Raw genomic sequence first — 16,680 nt, forward strand, 5'->3', positions numbered from 1 at the left:
GCGCGGTAATCCTGTCGGGAAGCGTGACATTTACCCTTCGCAACGCACAACGCGGAACCAAGGGGAGAAAATGTGTGGGGCTATTCCGCAGGAAGCAAGCCATAGCGCCGCAGGAACGGCGAGCGACGGCCCGCTATGCCGTCGACTGTCCCGCCACGCTCAAGATGCTGGGCGGTGATCGGGTCGGGCGCTTGTCCGACCTTTCCGATGCCGGGGCACGACTGGAAACGAATAATCCTCCCAGCGAAGGCGTGTCGGGCCTGCTTTCGTGGAACGGTCACGAACATTTCGGCAAGATCGTCTGGGCCAACGACAAGAGCTGCGGCATCATTTTCGAACGGCCCATCCCCATGCACATCGTGGATGAGACCGTCGAACAGGTGGAAGTCCAGACCGGTCCCGTGGCCAATTTCGGCAAGATACCGCTGGGCCAGAAGCGTTCTCGCCGGGCATCGCTGGTTTCCGAAGGTTGACCGTTCAGGCACGCGAAAGCGCGCGGGCGTAGAAGGCCGCGCGGAGGAGATTTCCATGCGCGCTTTCCTTTTCCTGTCTTCCCTCGCCGTTTTGGCTACCCCGTCGCTTGCTCAGGATGCCGATGCCTCTGTCGAAGAAGACAGCCGTGAAGTGCGCGAGTGCGTCGCGCCGCAAGTGATCGTCCCGACCTTCAACAACACGCCAGAAGCGATGGAACAGTCGCGCATTGCGGCGACGATGATGGCCGGCGACCTGGTGTGCAAGACCAGCGCGCTCAATCCCGAACTTTCGGAACTCCAGCACGGGCCTGAAGAGGCCCTGCTCCCGGATGAGGAAGAAGCTGGCGAAGAAGCCGCAGCCGAGCCTGCCTAGGCGCACAATCCCTGCAGGTACCAGTCGGGTGCGCCGCCGCGCCCGTCCCCCACGATGCCGAGCCGGTATATCCAGTACCGGCGGCCGCGGTCGTCCTCGATCCTGTAATAGTCCCGTAGCCGCGTGCTGCCGCGTTCGCGCCACCATTCCGGCGCGATCCGTTCGGGCCCTTCGACCCGCGTGACCTCATGCACGCCGCCGCGCCAGCGAAAACGCTTGGGATAGCCGTCGGGCGTTGCGTAAAGCACCGAAATCCTTTCCGCTTTGTCGAGCATTTTCAAAGGTCTCTTGTGGAAAGCCAACTCTCCTTGTGAAGCGGGTTCAGGCGCCAGCGGGGGTTGCCAGCGCTGCGCGCGTTCGGGAATGTGGCTGGCAAAGGCGACGGGGCGGCTGACCGCCTTTACCCCGAGCCGCACAGTCAGCCGGTCGATACAGGCCGCCAGCGATGTGCCATGCGTTTCGGCCGCCGCCTCGATATCGCCCTGCTCAAGGGCGAGCGGTTCCGACCAGCTGGCGCGCAGGCGCAGCATCTCGATCCCGAAACCCGCATCGACATCGTCCAGCCGAGCCGCGAAGAGGCGACATATATGCGTCGCCTCGCGCGTGGCAGAGGCCATTTCCAGGCGGCGCACGACGACTTCGCCATCGACGCGCCACAGGCCCAGTTCGAGCCGCCTCGCCCCTTCGCCTCGCCCTTCCAGTTCGCGCGCCATGTCCTGCGCCAGGTCTTCGACGACCTTGTCCAGCAGCTGGCGGTGGCGGATCGGCTCCATCAGGCGGCGCTGCACCAAGGGCATGTGCTGCGGGACCACGGGCAGCAAGGGCTCCGGCACCCGACCGAGGATCTGGTCGAGGCGGATGAGCGGGTTGGCGGCAGGCGACTTGCGGTTGCGAAAGCGACGCTGGATGGCATCGCGACCGCTACCTCCGTTCTCGATACCGGCGAGATCTCCCAGCCGCTTTAGACCTAGCCGCCGCAGGACCGTGAGCACATCGTCGTCGAGCCTCAGCGCAGCGACGGGCAGGTCTGCCAGCCGGGCCTCGAAATCGCCCTGCCCTTCCAGGATCGCGCCTTGCGGGCCGAAATGGGACAGCGCCCATGCCGCACCCGCCGTAGGGGCGATGGCACAGCGCAGGCCAAGCTCGCGCCGCGCGAATGCTGCCTCGACATCGGCGACCAGCCTTTCCTCGCCGCCGAACAGGTGCGGGACGGCGGTAACGTCGACCAGCAGGCCGTCGGGCGCGTCCATTGCGGACCACGGCCCCCAGCGCCGCGCCCAGATCGCCAGCTTTTCGAGAAAGGCGAGATCGCCTGCCGGATCGCTCGGCGCGGTGACGATATCGGGGCACAGGGTCCGCGCATCGGCCAGCATCATGCCGCGCCGCGCACCTGCGACCATGCCTGCGCGGTTCACCGCCTCGATGCGCGGTCCGTGCGCGGTATCGGCGATCAGGACCAGCGGTCTGTTGTCGAGCGAGCGGCGGCCCTCGTCCCCGGCGTTTCGCCAGCGGTCCATGGCCATAGCGGGCAGCCAAATGGATAGGATGCGGCGGGAAGATGCGGCATCCGGCGTATTCGCGCTCATCGCGCGCGGGGCGAGCGGCGATGCTGCAACCCGGCCGTCCAGCCCGCCACCGCGCGATCGGTATCCTCGCGCAGCTTGCTTGCGGTCAGCGCAGTGTCGCCGCCGCTTAATGTCCAAGTGCCCGGAGCATGGGAGCGGGCGCGGAAAAGCTCCGCCTTCCACGCCGGATCACCGGGAGCCTGCGCATTCCATGCAGACGCAGCAGACGGCGCGCTGGCCACTTCCCAGCGCATCCGGGCAGACGACAGGTCGTGCGCGGCGTCGATCCGCACGAGGAACAGCGGGATGCCGTGCCTCTCGCTCATCAGCGTCAAGCGGCGCGAGGCGGTGAAATCGAGCGCCTTGGCATTGCCAGCCATCTCGCCGATCACGAATGCGAAATCGCGACAGCGCAGCCCTTCCTCGAGAGCGAAGAGCGCATCCTCGGCCTTTTCGGCCATGACATGGATGAGCCGCGATTGCAGGCTTTGGGGCAGGCCCGCACGATAGGGTCGCCCGTTCAGCCGCGCCGCATCGCGGGTTTGCACCCACAGCACGTTGCGCCGATCGTCGGCTTCGCTGCCATCCGCACGCGGCAGGTGCCGCAAATCGTCGAGCGCCAATGCCAGCGCCACCCCTGCCCCCGCCGCGTCGCCCGAAGCGGTGAACACTTCGGTGTGGTGAGCCGCACCCTGTACAGCTGCAAGCCCCGGGCGCCAGCGCACGCTGCGCCGCGCAGACAATGCGGCAACGTCTTCGAAGGCCGTAATCGGCAGGGAGGAAAGATCGGCATAGGACATGAGAGAATCGACTCGCTTGTTCTTATTATGTTCCAATATCCCCGCTTGCGCAATTCATCCCTTCATCACTTCGGTCCGGCGCGCCTCGCGGAACGCAGACCCTCTCCCGAGCGTACGATAGGCAAACGCAAACACGAGAGGTCACTCATGAAATATTCCGAAGGCAATCCCGACGCGCTCAAGAAGAAGTTCTGGCTCGCCATGTCAGATTCGCCGTTCGTCTTCCTCGAACTCGACGGTCGTTCCGACACCGCGGTGCCGATGACCGCCCAGCTCGACAAGGACGCCAACAGCTCGATCTGGTTCTTCACCCAGAAGAACTCCACCTTCGCCCAGCTCGGCAAGGTCACGGCAAGCTTTGCCGGCAAGGACCACGACATGTTCGCGCGCTTCGACGGCATGCTCTCGGTCGAAACCAGCAAGGAACGCTTCGACCAGTTCTGGAACAATTTCGTCGAAGCCTGGTACGATGGCGGCAAGGACGATCCGGACATCCTGTTCCTGCGCATGGATCTCGGCGATGCCGAAATCTGGAGCGGAGACCTGGGCCTGCTCAACACCGCCAAGATGGCACTGGGCATGAATGTCCACGACGAAGCCGAAGAACGCCACGCCGACAACGTCGATCTCTAAGTCGACCCAATAACTACAAAATCGAAGGGCCGCTCCTAACGAAGCGGCCCTTTTTCGTTCAATCTTTCGGTGGGTGGATCGGAAGCATCGTTTCGTCGCCCACAACCGCGTCAACCACCTCGACGATGCCGTGTCCGAGATGGCTGTTGCGCCGACCGTAACCGAAGTAGACGACCAAGCCGATCGCCGACCACAGGGGCAGCATAACCATCGCCTCGAACGGCAGGTTGAGGAAGAGGAAGGCACACCCGGCCACCGTCGCAGGGCCGACGAACCACAGCATCGGAGTACGGAAATCACGTTTACGTTCGGGATCCGTCCTGCGCAGCGTCATCACGGCCAGAGCGACCATCAGAAATGCATAGAGCGTTCCCGCATTGGCGATGTCGGCCAGCTGTCCCACCGGGAAGAACGCTGCCCCCAGCGCCACGATGACGCCGGTCATGGCGGTCACGATATGGGGTGTCTTCCACTTCGGATGCACCTTGGAGAGGCTTTCCGGCAGCAGCCCGTCGCGGCTCATCACGAAAAAGATGCGCGTCTGTGCGAAGAGCAACACGAGAATGACGGAAGGAAGCGCAAGAAAAGCCGCAATGCCCAGCAGGTTACCGATCCCGGAGAAACCGATCTGCCGCAGCACGTGCGCAAGCGCTTCGTTCGAGCAGACCAGCGCATCCGAATAGGCAGGCAGCGCGCATTGCCGCGCAAGCTCTTCCGATCCGGCAGGGAACGGAATACCGCCCGGCCCCATGATCGGTTGTCCACCGATCGTCCCGATCGCACCCGCCGCAACGAGGATGTAGAACACGGTACAGAAGACAAGCGATCCGACCAGTCCGATAGGGACGTTGCGCTGCGGGTTCTTCGTCTCTTCCGCTGCGGTCGAGACGGCATCGAATCCCACATAGGCGAAAAAGATCGTCGCCGCCGCGCCAACCGCGCCAACGCCCGATCCGAAACCGCCGAAGACACCGGCAGGCAGGAAAGGGTTGAACTGGTCGGGATCGAAATAGGCGCTGGTCAGCGTCAGGCCGATGAAGGCGGTAAGCGCGGTGACCTTGATGGCGACGAGGATCGCGTTGACCTTCGCGCTTTCGCTTGTGCCGATCATCAGCAACCAGGTCACTAAGAGGGCGATGACTAGTGCGGGCAGGTTGACGAGACCTCCCGGTTCCCCGCCAAGGACGAGCGGGCCTGCCGACAGCCATTGCGGCAGCTGCACGCCGAGAAATTCCGTCAGGATGGTCCCTGTGAAATAACCCGACCAGCCGACCGATACCGCCGAAGCGGCAATGGCGTATTCGAGGATCAGGGCCCAGCCCACGGTCCAGGCGAGGAATTCGCCCATGGTGGCATAGCTGTACGTATAGGCCGATCCCGCGACCGGGATCATGGCGGCAATCTCGGCGTAGCAGAGCGCTGCGACGATGCAGACCGCGCCGGCTATGACGAACGCCAGCATCAATCCGGGCCCGGCCTTCTGCGCGCCGGCTGCGGTCAGCACGAAAATGCCGGTGCCGATTATACAGCCGATGCCGAACAGCATGAGTTGGAAAGCACCGAGCGACCGGTGCAGCGATTTCTTTTCCGCTGCGGCCAGAATGGCGTCGAGCGGTTTAACTCTGTCGAGGATCATGGATGGCCGGAAGGCTCCGCCGGCCCGCAACGGGACCTCCCCGTCCTGCCAGCCGGCGCGCAACAATTACTCCCAAGTCGCGCGCCAGCCTAGCGAAAACTTCCAGCCTGAATTTTTTTCAACTGCCCAGGATGCCGGGGAAAAGGCCGGTTACCAGAATAATCGTCACTGCGAGCGGGCACAGCCAGGCAAGCAGGAAGCGCCAGACGTTGAAGGCCAGCGGCGACAGGCCGGTGGTGGTGCGCAGCAGGTTCGTATCCGCCTTCCAGCCGATGAAGAGCGAGGTCAGCAAGGCACCGACCGGCAGCATCACCTTTCCGGTAAATCCGTCTACCGTGTCGAGAATGTCGGTGTTCTCGAACAGCGACCAGAACCCGAGCGGGCGAACGTCCGACAACACGTTGTAGCCGAGCAGGCAGAAGATACCGATCAGGAACGCGCCGATGCCGAAGATCAGCGCCGACTTCGTGCGGCTCCATCCACGCTCGCCGATGCCCCATGCGGTCGGCACCTCGAGCAGGGAGATCGAACTGGTCACTGCCGCCACGAGGATCAGGACGAAGAACAGGAAGCCGAACAGCGCGCCGCCCGGCATCGTCTGGAATGCAAAAGGCAGCGTCTGGAAGACAAGCGTCGGACCTGCTGCAGGATCGAGGCCCACTGCAAAGACGATCGGGAAGATCATCAGACCGGCCAGAAGCGCCACGCTGGTGTCGGCGACCGCAATCATCGCCGCGGTACTGCCGAGATTACTCTTTTCCTTGATGTAAGAACCGTAGGTGATGAGACCTGCGACACCCAGGGATAGCGAGAAGAGGGCCTGCCCAAGTGCGCTATTCATCACCTGCGGGGTCAGTTTCGACCAATCGGGGGTGAACAGGAAGGCCATGGCATCGCCGATGTCGCCCTCGATCGCCCCGTAGACCACGAGGCCAACAAGCAGCACGAAAAACATTGGCATGAGGTAGGTCGCGGCCTTCTCGATACCCGAGCTGACGCCGCGTGCGACGATGTAGAGTGTCAGGCCCATGAAGGCGAAGTGCATCGCCAACAGCAGGCTCGGGCTGGCGAACATGTCGCCGAGGCGCTGCTGGATCTGCTCCTGGCTTTCGCCCGCCAGCGCACCGCGGAACGGATCACCCGCGCCGATTGCCTGGATGAGGTCGAGGCCCATAACGCCCGCGTAATAGAGCACCCACCCGGCCACGACCGAGTAGAACGAAACGATGAGGAAAGCCGCAATCGCGCCCACACCGCCGAAGATCGACCAGCTCGGCGAAGCTTTCGATTCCTGCGATACCCTGCGGATCGAACCGACGGCATCGGTCTGGCCGACGCGTCCGATGAAGATTTCAGCCAGCACCAGCGGCAGGCCGAGCAGGAAAACGCAGGCGATATAGAATATGACGAAGGCCCCGCCCCCGCTTTCTCCGGCTAGCGTCGGAAAACGCCAGATATTGCCGAGACCGACGGCCGCACCCACGGCGGCTAGAATGAATGCGCTGCGCGAGGACCAACCCTCGCCCGTGGTTTGCGAAGTAGCGACCATGTGTCGTTAAAATCCCTTGTGTCCAGCGGCGCTCTCCCGTGCCGCTCCTCGGGGTGGGCTTAAAGCACGGAAACCCTTCGCTGTCCAAGCGTTGCTTTGCCTTCTTCCCAGCACTTGCTACGGGACGCATATGTCGACCACTTTCCAGCTCGATACGAGCACCAGCCGCGCGAACCCTACCCCGCAGCCGATGAAAAGGCTCACGGTGCCGAAGATTCGCGCGCACAAGGCCGACGGTGAAACCAAGCAGCCGTTGGTCATGCTGACGGCTTACACGGCCCGTCAGGCGCAATTGCTCGATGCACATTGCGACATCCTGCTGGTAGGAGATTCGCTGGCGCAGGTGATCTACGGCCTGCCGTCCACCATTCCCGTTACGCTCGACATGATGGCCAACCATGCCGCCGCGGTCGTTCGTGGGAGCTATCACGCGGTAGTGGTCGTCGACATGCCTTTCGGTTCCTACGAAGCCTCGAAGGAACAGGCGTTCGAAAGCGCCTCGCGCCTGCTCAAGGAAAGCGGTGCGGCAGCGGTGAAGCTGGAAGGCGGCGAGCAGATGGCGGAAACGGTCGCCTTCCTGAACCAGCGCGGCATTCCCGTGATGGGCCATGTCGGCCTCACCCCGCAGGCGGTAAACGTCCTGGGCGGATACATGGCCCGCGGACGCGACGATGCGGAGGCCAGGAAAATCGTCGGAGACGCCAAGGCGCTGGATGAGGCGGGCGCGTTCGCCATCGTCCTCGAAGGCGTGCTCGAACCCATCGCCATCGAGGCCACCAAGGCAGTCTCCTGCCCCACCATCGGGATCGGCGCCTCGGCGCAATGCGATGGACAGGTGCTGGTGACCGAGGACATGCTCGGCATGTTCGAGCGCGTCCCGCGCTTCGTGAAGAAATACGAAAATATCGCCGAAGTGATCGACCGCACGGTCGCACAATATGCAGAGGAAGTGCGCGAACGCAGCTTCCCCTCCGCAGATCAGACTTACCAGCCCAAGAAGGGCTAAGGACCTCAAGAAATCGATGGAAACGCTCCGCAAGTACTACACGTTCTCGCTCGTCTTTACGGCAATCTGTTTCGCTCTCGCCGGATGGTACGGATGGACCAGCACGGGCTCCGTCTCGGCGACGCTCGGCATCCTGTGGATCGTGCTCGTCCTGTCGATACTGGAGGTGTCGCTCAGCTTCGACAACGCGGTAGTGAACGCCACTGTCCTGCGCGACATGGACCCGGTCTGGCAGCAGCGCTTCCTGACCATCGGCATATTGATCGCCGTCTTCGGCATGCGGATCGTCTTTCCGATCGCAATCGTCGCGATCGCAGCCAAAATCGGCCCCATGGAGGCGATCAACCTGTCTTTGAACGATCCGAAGGAATACGAACGGCTGGTTTCCGACGCGCACATCGGCATTGCCGGTTTCGGCGGTGCATTCCTTGCCATGGTCGGCCTGACGTTCTTCTTCGAAGAGGACAAGGAGATCCACTGGATCGCGGTGCTGGAACGTACGATCAACAAATTTTCCAACGTGCCCGCGGTGGAGATCGGCCTCGTCCTCATCCTCGTCTATTTCGTCTCGACCATGCTGGCACCGGACGATGCGATCGTGTTCCTGACGGCGGCGATCCTCGGCCTCGTCACCTTTATCGCAGTCCACGCCATCGCCGCCATCATCGAGGCACGCGAGGCGCGAAAGAAGGCTGCTGGCGAGATCGTGAAATCGGGCCTCGGCGGATTCCTCTACCTTGAAGTGCTGGACGCAAGTTTCAGCTTCGACGGCGTGATCGGTGCGTTCGCCCTGTCGAACAACATGATCATCATCGCGCTCGGCCTGTCGGTCGGCGCAATGTTCGTGCGATCGATGACGATCCATCTCGTGCGGACAGGTACGCTCGCTCAGTACCGCTACCTCGAACACGGCGCTTTCTGGGCCATCATCGTGCTCGGCATCATCATGCTGCTGTCAGCGCGCTGGCATATTCCGGAAACAATCACGGGCCTGCTGGGCGCCGTGCTGATCGGCCTCAGTTTCTGGTGGTCGGTGCGCCATAACCGGAAACATCCGGGTGAAGAGCGGACCGAGTTGCCAGCCGAGTAGCGAGCGGCGCGGCCAGAACCAGCTGGAAGAAATGGTAGAGCAGCAGCGGCAGGACGATGAAACCTGCCGCCGCCGGCTCGAACAGAACGGTAGCCAGCGGAGCGCCGATCGCGGCTGACTTCTGGGCACCGGCGAAAAGAAACGCGATCCGGTCCGACCTCGGCAGGCCCAAGACGCCCGAGGCGAGCCATGCGCCTGCGTGACCCATAAGGAGGAACAGCGCGACCAATCCCATGGTAGCAGCCCATCCCGCTCCCTCGATACGCGTCCAGATGCCCTGCTCAACTGCCCCCGAAAAGGCGACGTAGACCGCAAAGGCGATGACAAGCCTGTCGAGCCAGACGATCCGCGTCTTCTGCGCGGCGATGAATGCGGATGTCTTGCCCTGCACCAGCTGGCCTATCGCAAAAGGCAGGATCAGGATCAGGACGATCTTCACGAGCGCATCGTTTCCGACCATTCCTTCCCCGCTTCCGCCAAGGGCGAGGAAGATTGGCACCGAAATGAAAACGCCCAGAATGCTCATGGAAGCTGCCGCGATGACGGACAGCGCAATGTTCCCACCGGCGAGCGAGCTATAGGACGTGGACGACTGCACCGTCGTGGGAAGGACACCGAGGTAGAGAAAACCTATCGCAAGCAGCGGCGGCAACAGGGCATTCCCGGCGTGCGACAGGGCCAGCCCGACGGCTGCCATGGCGCCGAAGATCCACAGCGTCAGCGGAAGGAAAAAGCGCCAGTTCGCTATACCCGAAACGATCTCGGAGCGGGCGATGCGCATCCCATTGGCAAGGAAGAGGAAGAAAATTCCGGCATTGGCCGCCGATTGTGCCGCATTCCGCCAGACCCCTGTCGCGGGGAAAATGGCAGCCAGCACCATCGCGGCGAGCAAGAGCCGCAGCATAGGGTCTTTCGTGATAGTGCGGATCGCCATAGGTCTGACGCCCTGCCGCCCCTTTCCCCAGCTGTCTAGGTCCCCGTCAGCGCGCGCAACTTGGCCGCGAGTTCGGAACGCAGCTGTGCGTCCTTTTCCGGCAAGGCAGCAAGAAGTGCAGCGATGGCAGGCTGGTTCATCCGCTGTGTCTCATAGGCTTCTATGGCCCAGTCGAGTTGATCGACGCCGTCGCCTTCGCCCAATTCGCGCGCGGCAACGCTTCGTGCGGCGAGAACCCAGGGCACGTTCCTCATCCCGTTTTCCAGAGCCCGGTCCAGCAATCTCACGGCATCCTGCCACTGTCCTGCAGCCGCATAACCGTCGGCAGCCATTGCAGCGGCTTCCGCGTGGAGTGGGTTGGCCTCGGCGAATGCCGCAATGAGGCGGGCAGCATCGGCACGCTCCCGGGTAGCCGCCATCCTCAGCACCAGCGGCCAGTTCCGGCGAACGCGCGCCGCCTCCTCGTAGGCGGCATAGGCGCCGTCCTTGTCATTTCCTGAAAGGAGCGCATCGCCAAGGAGGGCGGCGGCATCCGCGGATTGCGGAAACTTTGCGCCAAAGCTGCGCGCAATTGCAGTAGCGCGCTCGACATCGCCTTGACGCAAAGCGCTCCTTATCGAGCTGCGTAGCGCGGCGGCGTCATCCCTATCCTGGATATCGCCGGGGGGAATTGGGCGCAGTGCGGTCTGGTCGATCGCGGCCAAGTCGAGGAAGAGCGCTGCCTCCTCGCGTTCGTCCAGCGCTTCATATGCTCGCCCCACAAGTGTGCGCAGCCAAGGAGAGCCACCGGGACCCCGCGCCTCCTCCGCGAAACGATAGATCAGTTCCTGCTCGCTCCCGTTTCGCGAAAGGGCAAAGGCTAGCAAGTCACGGATGCGATGGTTGGCAGGCTGTTCCTGGCCGAGCCGGTCGAGCTCCTGCGCCGCACTCTGGTAATTGCCCAGTTCGACATCGATTATTGCCGAAAGCAGCTTCGCCGCAGCTGTTTCGCGGCGCGTATCCTCGGTGAGCTCCAGCGCCTCGCGAGCAGCGACGAAGTCACCACCCCGGGCTAGCCCGATCGCGTTCAGATACGGATCGTCGAATTGCGCGAGAACCGCTTCGGCTCGTCCGCTTTCTCCGGCATCGAGCAGGGTTGCTGCATATTCGAGTTGCAATGAACGCTCATTTGCCACCTGAGCGACTGCTCGTTCGAACCATTGCGCAGCAGGAACCATACCCTCGCTGTCGCGAGCCAGCTGGCCACGAAACCTCAAGGCCTCGACGTCATCGGGTCCCAACTCAATGGCCCGCTCGGCCGCCTCGATTGCAGCAAGCTGGTTGCCGAGACGATAGCGCAGGCGGCCGATGGACACCCAGACGCGTGGATCGCCGGGTGCGGCCGTCCTGGCCTGTTCGAGAGCGGCCGCAGCGGCCGTTACATTCCCTTCGCGCAGCTCGAGATCGGCGAGCATTCTGAAACCGAGCGAGGCTGTCGCCTGGTCGAATCGGCCATCGGCAAGCCAGGACCGCGCCTCTGCGAGATCGCCGCGCTGCAACGCTGCTTCTCCAGCATAGGCTGCATAGACGCTTCGATCGCGGTCAGTCTTCGCCAAGCGGTCGACCGTCAGCTGCGCCGCCCCCGCATCGCCGCGGGCGACTTGCGAACGCAGTTGCTCGAGATCGTTGCTTGCAACAGGCGCTCCACCACAGGAAGCCGCCGCGGTGCACAGCAGTGCGAGAGCAAAGGCGAGGTCAGGCCTGAAGATCATACTGCTTGAGAAGATCGTAGAGCGTAGGGCGACTGATCCCGAGCATCTTCGCGCTGTTCGAGATGTTCCCCTGCGTGCGGGCCAGCGCCTTGCGAATCATACGCCTGTCTGCCTCTTCGCGGGCCTGCTTGAGGTTGAGCGCCAGTTCGCCGCCGTCCTCGTCCGCATGCATATCGAGATCGTCTGCGCCGACGAGTTTCCCGTCGGCCATGATGACCGCTCGCTTGATCCGGTTTTCCAGTTCCCGGACATTGCCGGGCCAGTTCCAGCTATCGATGGCTGCCAGCGCATCGGGCGCGAAGCCCTTGACCTGCGGGTTCATTTCGGAAGCGAACTTCGCGAGGAAATGCTTGGCCAGAAGCACCGCATCGCCGGGTCGCTCGACCAGCGAAGGAATTTTTACCACGATTTCTGCGAGTCGATAAAAGAGGTCTTCCCGGAAACTTCCGTCGGCAATCATGGCCTCCAGGTTCTGGTGCGTGGCGCACACGATGCGCGTATCTACGGCGATGGGCTTGCGTCCCCCGATCCGTTCGATCACGCGCTCCTGCAGGAAGCGGAGCAGCTTCACCTGCAAGGGCAGCGGTATATCGCCAACTTCGTCGAGGAAGAGCGTGCCGCCATCGGCAAGTTCGATCTTGCCTTCCGTCGTTTTGACTGCGCCTGTGAAGGCACCCTTTTCGTGACCGAACAGTTCGCTTTCCAGCAGGTTCTCGGGGATCGCCGCGCAGTTGATCGCTACGAAAGCGCCGCGTTTGCGATCGCTTGCCTCGTGCAGCCCCTTGGCTAGCAATTCCTTGCCCGTACCGCTCGCTCCAAGGAGCATGACCGAAACGTTCGTAGGCGCCACGCGCTCGATCGTGCGGGCGACCTTGGCCATTTCGGGCGCTGCCGTGATCATCGATCCGAGCACCGTCTTCTCCTCGCCCACCTTTTCGGCGAGGCGTCGGTTCTCCGCTTCGATTGCGTGCAACCGGTGTGCACGATCGACGATCATTCCAAGCTGCTCGATATCGACCGGCTTCTGGTAGAAATCGTAGGCTCCTCGCTCGATCGCTTGCAGTGCACTTTCACGTGCCCCGTGCCCGCTCGCGACGACGACCTTGGTATCCGGTTTCATTTCCATGATCGCATCGAGCACAGCGAAACCTTCGGTCGTGCCATCCGGATCCGGCGGAAGACCGAGATCAAGCGTAACCACGGCAGGCTCTTCCGAACGCAACAGGGCCAAGGCCTGATCGCGATTTCCGGCGATCACGACCTCGTAATCGTCATAGGCCCACCTGAGCTGCGCCTGCAGGCCCTCGTCATCCTCAACCACCAGGAGCTTGGGTTTGTATTCGGCCATCAGACCGTCTCCTCGATATGTTCTCTAGGCCCGGCATAGATTGCCCGTGCGGATCGCAGCGGCAGGCTGACAGTGAATCGGGTCCCCAGGCCTTCGCGCGATTCGACATCCAGCCGGCCGTCCATTGCGCGAACGGTCTCGCGCGCCTCGTAGGCTCCGATGCCGAAACCTCCGTCCTTCGAAGACACGAAGGGCTTGAACAGCCCATTGCGGACGAATACGGGGCTCATGCCCTTGCCGTTGTCGATGATCTGGCACTGCCCGCTGATCCCGTCGCTGAAGACTTCGATCATCACCGGAACGTCCGGCTCGCTCGCGTCGACCGCATTCTGCACGAGATGGACGAGCGCCTGCTCGAGCCCATCGCGGTCGCCGATGATCTCTATATCCTCGCAGCGAGACAAACGTACCGGGTGCACCCCGTCGAAGCGCTTGACGAGAGAACGGGAGACCTCCGCCAAGTCGATGACCTGCATTTCTTCGCGACCGCCGGTTCCATACCGCCCGAGCCGCGCCAGCAGCAGATTGAGCTTGTCCGCGCTGTTCCTGAGCGTGACCAGCATGTCCTTGCGGAATTCGGGCTTGTCGGCGTGCTTTTCCGCATTGCGCAGGAGGAGCGACATCTGGCTGGAGAGGTTCTTGATGTCATGCATGACAAACGCCATGCGCCGGTTGAATTCGTCGAAGCGACTCGCTTCCGACAGGGCAGCCTGCCCGCTCTGTTCGGCCAGATAGCTCGCCAGCTGCCGTCCGACGATGCCGAGTAGGTCGAAGTCCTCCCAATCGAGCTCACGCTCTATGGCGGGTCGGGCAAGGACGACCACCCCGACCAGCCGGTCGAAGTGGAGCAAAGGCACGGCAGCCCAGGCACGGCTTTCCGCCTCGGCCCAGGCCGGCATGTGGTCCAACTCGCCATGATGGTCCTTGCCGGCTCGGACCTCATCGAAGTCCAGGATCAATCCTTCGCGTTCCATTATCCCGGCAAGATCTGCATTCATCGCGCAGGACGGCAGTTGTGCACTTGGCCAGTTCCAATGCGCCCCCAGCCCCAGCGTGCCATCGTCTTCCGGCAACAGCAAAAGCCCGCACGGACTGTCGGTGATATCCGCCAGCGCCTTGATCGCCCGCTCTTGCAGGCTGCTTTCGTCGAAACCGGTCCGCCCGATGGTGTTCGTGAAGCGGATCCACTCGTTGCGATAGTCGTAGCGGTGTTTGAACAGATGTTTGACCGCGGTCACCCGCAACCAGCCGCGCACGCGCTGGGAGGGCAACCAGATCAGCGCCAGGGCGCCCGCTGCCAGGATGAGGCCGACCTGCGTGAGCGCGCGGATATCGCCGCGTAGCATGTCGAGCGAATTCGCCAGCACCAGCATCAGGACGAAGTAGGCCCCGATGACCAGCAAGGAGAGAGAGCGAAACGTGAGCGTACGCGAGGGCCGGAACTCCAAGCCTGCAGCGCTCGAATTGAAGCCGACGGCGAATGGTATCGCAATGATTGCCGCTGCAAGGCCGCTGATTGCCTGCAGTTCGAGAGGCACCTCGCCTGTCAGGTAGCTGAGCGTGTAGAAATTGAGCGAGAAGGCCCACATGCCCGCCAGTGCCGCGGCGTTCCAGCGCAGGATCCGGCGCGAGGACAGGGCTGCACCGACATAAAGGTTATGCAGCAGGACCAGAGCGCCAACGACGGTCAGCGCCCGCAGGATTGCGGAGGTCTCGAAAACGAGCGTCGCAGCACCCGGCGAATTCGCATTGCGCAATGCAAGCATGACGAGAACGATCTGGAAGGCTTCGACGATCGCCAGCACGATCGCCGCCGGGCGCACGAGCCGCAGGGTCTCGTCGCGTCCATCGTTCGCGAACAGGCGCAAGAGCACGTAAATCCAGGCGAGGTTCTTGGCGACTTCGGTCAGGGCGACGACAGGCTGCTGGGCCCCGAAACTTGCAGCCGCAAAGCACCAGTTGGCCGTGAGGGCAAGCGCCGCCACACCTGCCCAGCGATCGGAACGCTCCGCCGCTCCCGAACGCGCGATCCACAGGGCCGCAAGTCCGCTGACCAACGCGCCCAGTAGGAACGAAAGCGATCCGATATTTGCGAGCCAGGGCATCAGCGAGCGCCCTCCGGCCACAGGATCACCCGCGCCGTCTGCAGGAGGATCAGGAGATCGAGGAAAGGCGAATAGTTCTTCGCGTAATAAAGATCGTATTCCAGCTTGCCGCGCGCATCCTCGATGCTTGCGCCATAGGGATAATTGATCTGCGCCCAGCCGGTGATGCCGGGTTTGACCATGTGCCGTTCGGCATAGAACGGAAGCTTTTCATCCAGTTCGGCCACGAATTGCGGGCGCTCGGGGCGCGGACCGACGAAGCTCATTTCGCCTTTCAGCACGCTCCACAACTGGGGTAGTTCATCGATCCTTACGAGACGGATGAAGCGCCCTACGCGGGTGATGCGCGGGTCGTCCTTTTCCGCCCATTTGATACCCTCCACCTCGGCATCCTGCCGCATCGAACGCAGTTTCGGGATCTGGAAGGTCTGGCCATAAAGCCCGACACGCTCCTGCCGGTAGAACGCAGGGCCCTTGCTTTCGAGCTTCACGAGAAGCGCGAAGAAACCGATGAGCGGCAGTGTCAGTATGAGGACGGCCAGGCTCACAACGACATCGAACAGCCGCTTCAAAACGGCCGAAATGCGCTGTCCGGCGATAAAGCCATCGGAAAAGATCAGCCAGCTGGGATTGAGCGTATCGAGATCTAGCTTGCCGGTTTCGCGCTCCAGGAAACCCGACAGGTCGCTGACATCGACGCCCTTGGTCTTGACCCGCACGAGGTCCTTCAGCGGCAGGGAATTGCGCCTTTCCTGCATGGCAAGCACGACTTCCTGGGCCCGGATCCGCTCCACGTACTTGCCGAGATCGCCGATCTCCTCGCGGCCGATCGCCCCGGCGACCCGTTCGGTCACGGCACCGCCCATTGCGACGAAAGTGAGGACGCGGAAACCGCTGTCGGGCCGATTGGAGAGATCAAGCAGGCGCTGGGCCCGTGGACCTGCACCGAGTACCAGTACGCGCCTGCGAAACACCTTGGCATCCAGCATGCGGGTCGCGATGAAGCGGTTCATAACCAGGAACAGCAAACCGAGCGCCATCGCGTAGAGCAGTATCGACCGCCACAGCGCCGTTCCGGGCATGACCAGATTGACGAAAGAAATGGACAGGATGCCCAGACCGAATGCTACGAACAGCCGTGCGGTCGCAAAGCGGATCGAACGCAAGGCTAGCGGGGTGTAGGTGCCGACAGCAATCACTGCGAGCCAGACGATCCCGGCGAAACCGCCGATGGCCGCCGCCCGTTCCGAGAAGGAGCCTGGGTGGATGGATAGCTGGAAGGTGCGCAACTGCCAGCCCACCTCGCCTGCCAGTCCGAGCAAGAGCAGGTCGAACAGGCAAAGCAGCATCACCTCCTTGGGGATGTAGTGCTTGAAGACTCTGATCATGGCAGGCGGCGATACCCCGAAGGTTGGTT

The 16,680-nt window shown here is 62.7% G+C and carries 14 protein-coding genes; 5 read left to right on the forward strand and 9 right to left on the reverse strand.

Annotation, left to right across the window (positions count from 1 at the left end; translation table 11 throughout):
• Window positions 1-74: 74 nt before the first annotated feature.
• Together K3179_RS00085 and K3179_RS00090 are read left to right on the forward strand one after the other, a co-directional pair.
• The gene (locus tag K3179_RS00085; RefSeq protein ID WP_221561931.1) at window positions 75-473 is read left to right on the forward strand and encodes a PilZ domain-containing protein; all 399 of its coding nucleotides are present in this window, start codon (window positions 75-77) and stop codon (window positions 471-473) included.
• A 55-nt stretch (window positions 474-528) separates the two neighbouring features.
• Window positions 529-846 (forward strand): hypothetical protein, encoded by a 318-nt coding sequence (locus K3179_RS00090; protein WP_221561932.1) that lies wholly within the window; start codon window positions 529-531, stop codon window positions 844-846.
• Here the strand turns inward: K3179_RS00090 and K3179_RS00095 are convergent.
• Window positions 843-2,432, reverse strand: a complete 1,590-nt coding sequence (locus tag K3179_RS00095; protein ID WP_221561933.1) for a Y-family DNA polymerase — start codon at window positions 2,430-2,432, stop codon at window positions 843-845. The two genes, K3179_RS00090 and K3179_RS00095, sit on opposite strands and share 4 nt — an antisense overlap.
• Entirely contained in the window at window positions 2,429-3,211 is a 783-nt protein-coding gene (locus tag K3179_RS00100; protein ID WP_221561934.1) for a hypothetical protein, read from the reverse strand. The genes K3179_RS00095 and K3179_RS00100 overlap by 4 nt, the downstream gene beginning before the upstream one ends.
• 147 nt (window positions 3,212-3,358) lie before the next feature.
• Between K3179_RS00100 and K3179_RS00105 the strand changes: the two genes are divergently transcribed.
• The gene (locus K3179_RS00105; RefSeq protein ID WP_221561935.1) at window positions 3,359-3,844 is read left to right on the forward strand and encodes a pyridoxamine 5'-phosphate oxidase family protein; all 486 of its coding nucleotides are present in this window, start codon (window positions 3,359-3,361) and stop codon (window positions 3,842-3,844) included.
• 58 nt (window positions 3,845-3,902) lie between these two features.
• Here K3179_RS00105 and K3179_RS00110 read toward each other — a convergent pair whose 3' ends face one another.
• Entirely contained in the window at window positions 3,903-5,480 is a 1,578-nt protein-coding gene (locus K3179_RS00110) for an amino acid permease (RefSeq protein WP_221561936.1), read from the reverse strand.
• 118 nt (window positions 5,481-5,598) lie between these two features.
• Window positions 5,599-7,029: a sodium-dependent transporter gene (locus K3179_RS00115; protein ID WP_221561937.1), complete on the reverse strand. Its 1,431-nt coding sequence runs from the start codon at window positions 7,027-7,029 to the stop codon at window positions 5,599-5,601.
• Between the two features lie 130 nt (window positions 7,030-7,159).
• On the opposite strand from K3179_RS00115, the gene panB reads away from it, so the two are divergent.
• Both panB and K3179_RS00125 read left to right on the forward strand, forming a co-directional pair.
• Entirely contained in the window at window positions 7,160-8,035 is an 876-nt protein-coding gene (gene panB, locus K3179_RS00120) for a 3-methyl-2-oxobutanoate hydroxymethyltransferase (RefSeq protein ID WP_221561938.1), read from the forward strand.
• A gap of 16 nt (window positions 8,036-8,051) precedes the next feature.
• Window positions 8,052-9,125, forward strand: a complete 1,074-nt coding sequence (locus tag K3179_RS00125) for a DUF475 domain-containing protein (RefSeq protein ID WP_221561939.1) — start codon at window positions 8,052-8,054, stop codon at window positions 9,123-9,125.
• On the opposite strand, the gene K3179_RS00130 is transcribed toward K3179_RS00125, so the two are convergent.
• The 5 genes from K3179_RS00130 to K3179_RS00150 are packed head-to-tail and all read right to left on the reverse strand — an operon-like array spanning window position 9,052 to window position 16,651.
• Entirely contained in the window at window positions 9,052-10,059 is a 1,008-nt protein-coding gene (locus K3179_RS00130) for a bile acid:sodium symporter family protein (protein WP_221561940.1), read from the reverse strand. The genes K3179_RS00125 and K3179_RS00130 overlap by 74 nt on opposite strands.
• Window positions 10,060-10,094: 35 nt before the next feature.
• Window positions 10,095-11,810 carry a tetratricopeptide repeat protein gene (locus tag K3179_RS00135; RefSeq protein ID WP_221561941.1) on the reverse strand — a complete coding sequence of 572 codons (1,716 nt, stop codon included), beginning with the start codon at window positions 11,808-11,810 and terminating at the stop codon, window positions 10,095-10,097.
• Window positions 11,794-13,158: a PEP-CTERM-box response regulator transcription factor gene (prsR, locus tag K3179_RS00140; protein ID WP_221561942.1), complete on the reverse strand. Its 1,365-nt coding sequence runs from the start codon at window positions 13,156-13,158 to the stop codon at window positions 11,794-11,796. The genes K3179_RS00135 and prsR overlap by 17 nt, the downstream gene beginning before the upstream one ends.
• Window positions 13,158-15,263, reverse strand: coding sequence for an XrtA/PEP-CTERM system histidine kinase PrsK (gene prsK, locus K3179_RS00145; RefSeq protein WP_221561943.1), 2,106 nt, complete (start codon window positions 15,261-15,263; stop codon window positions 13,158-13,160). Before prsK ends, prsR begins: the two co-directional genes overlap by 1 nt.
• Window positions 15,263-16,651: a TIGR03013 family XrtA/PEP-CTERM system glycosyltransferase gene (locus K3179_RS00150; RefSeq protein WP_221561944.1), complete on the reverse strand. Its 1,389-nt coding sequence runs from the start codon at window positions 16,649-16,651 to the stop codon at window positions 15,263-15,265. Before K3179_RS00150 ends, prsK begins: the two co-directional genes overlap by 1 nt.
• Between the last annotated feature and the right edge of the window lie 29 nt (window positions 16,652-16,680).

It is taken from the genome of Qipengyuania intermedia (genome assembly GCF_019711615.1).
Classification (GTDB): Bacteria; Pseudomonadota; Alphaproteobacteria; order Sphingomonadales; family Sphingomonadaceae; genus Qipengyuania; species Qipengyuania intermedia.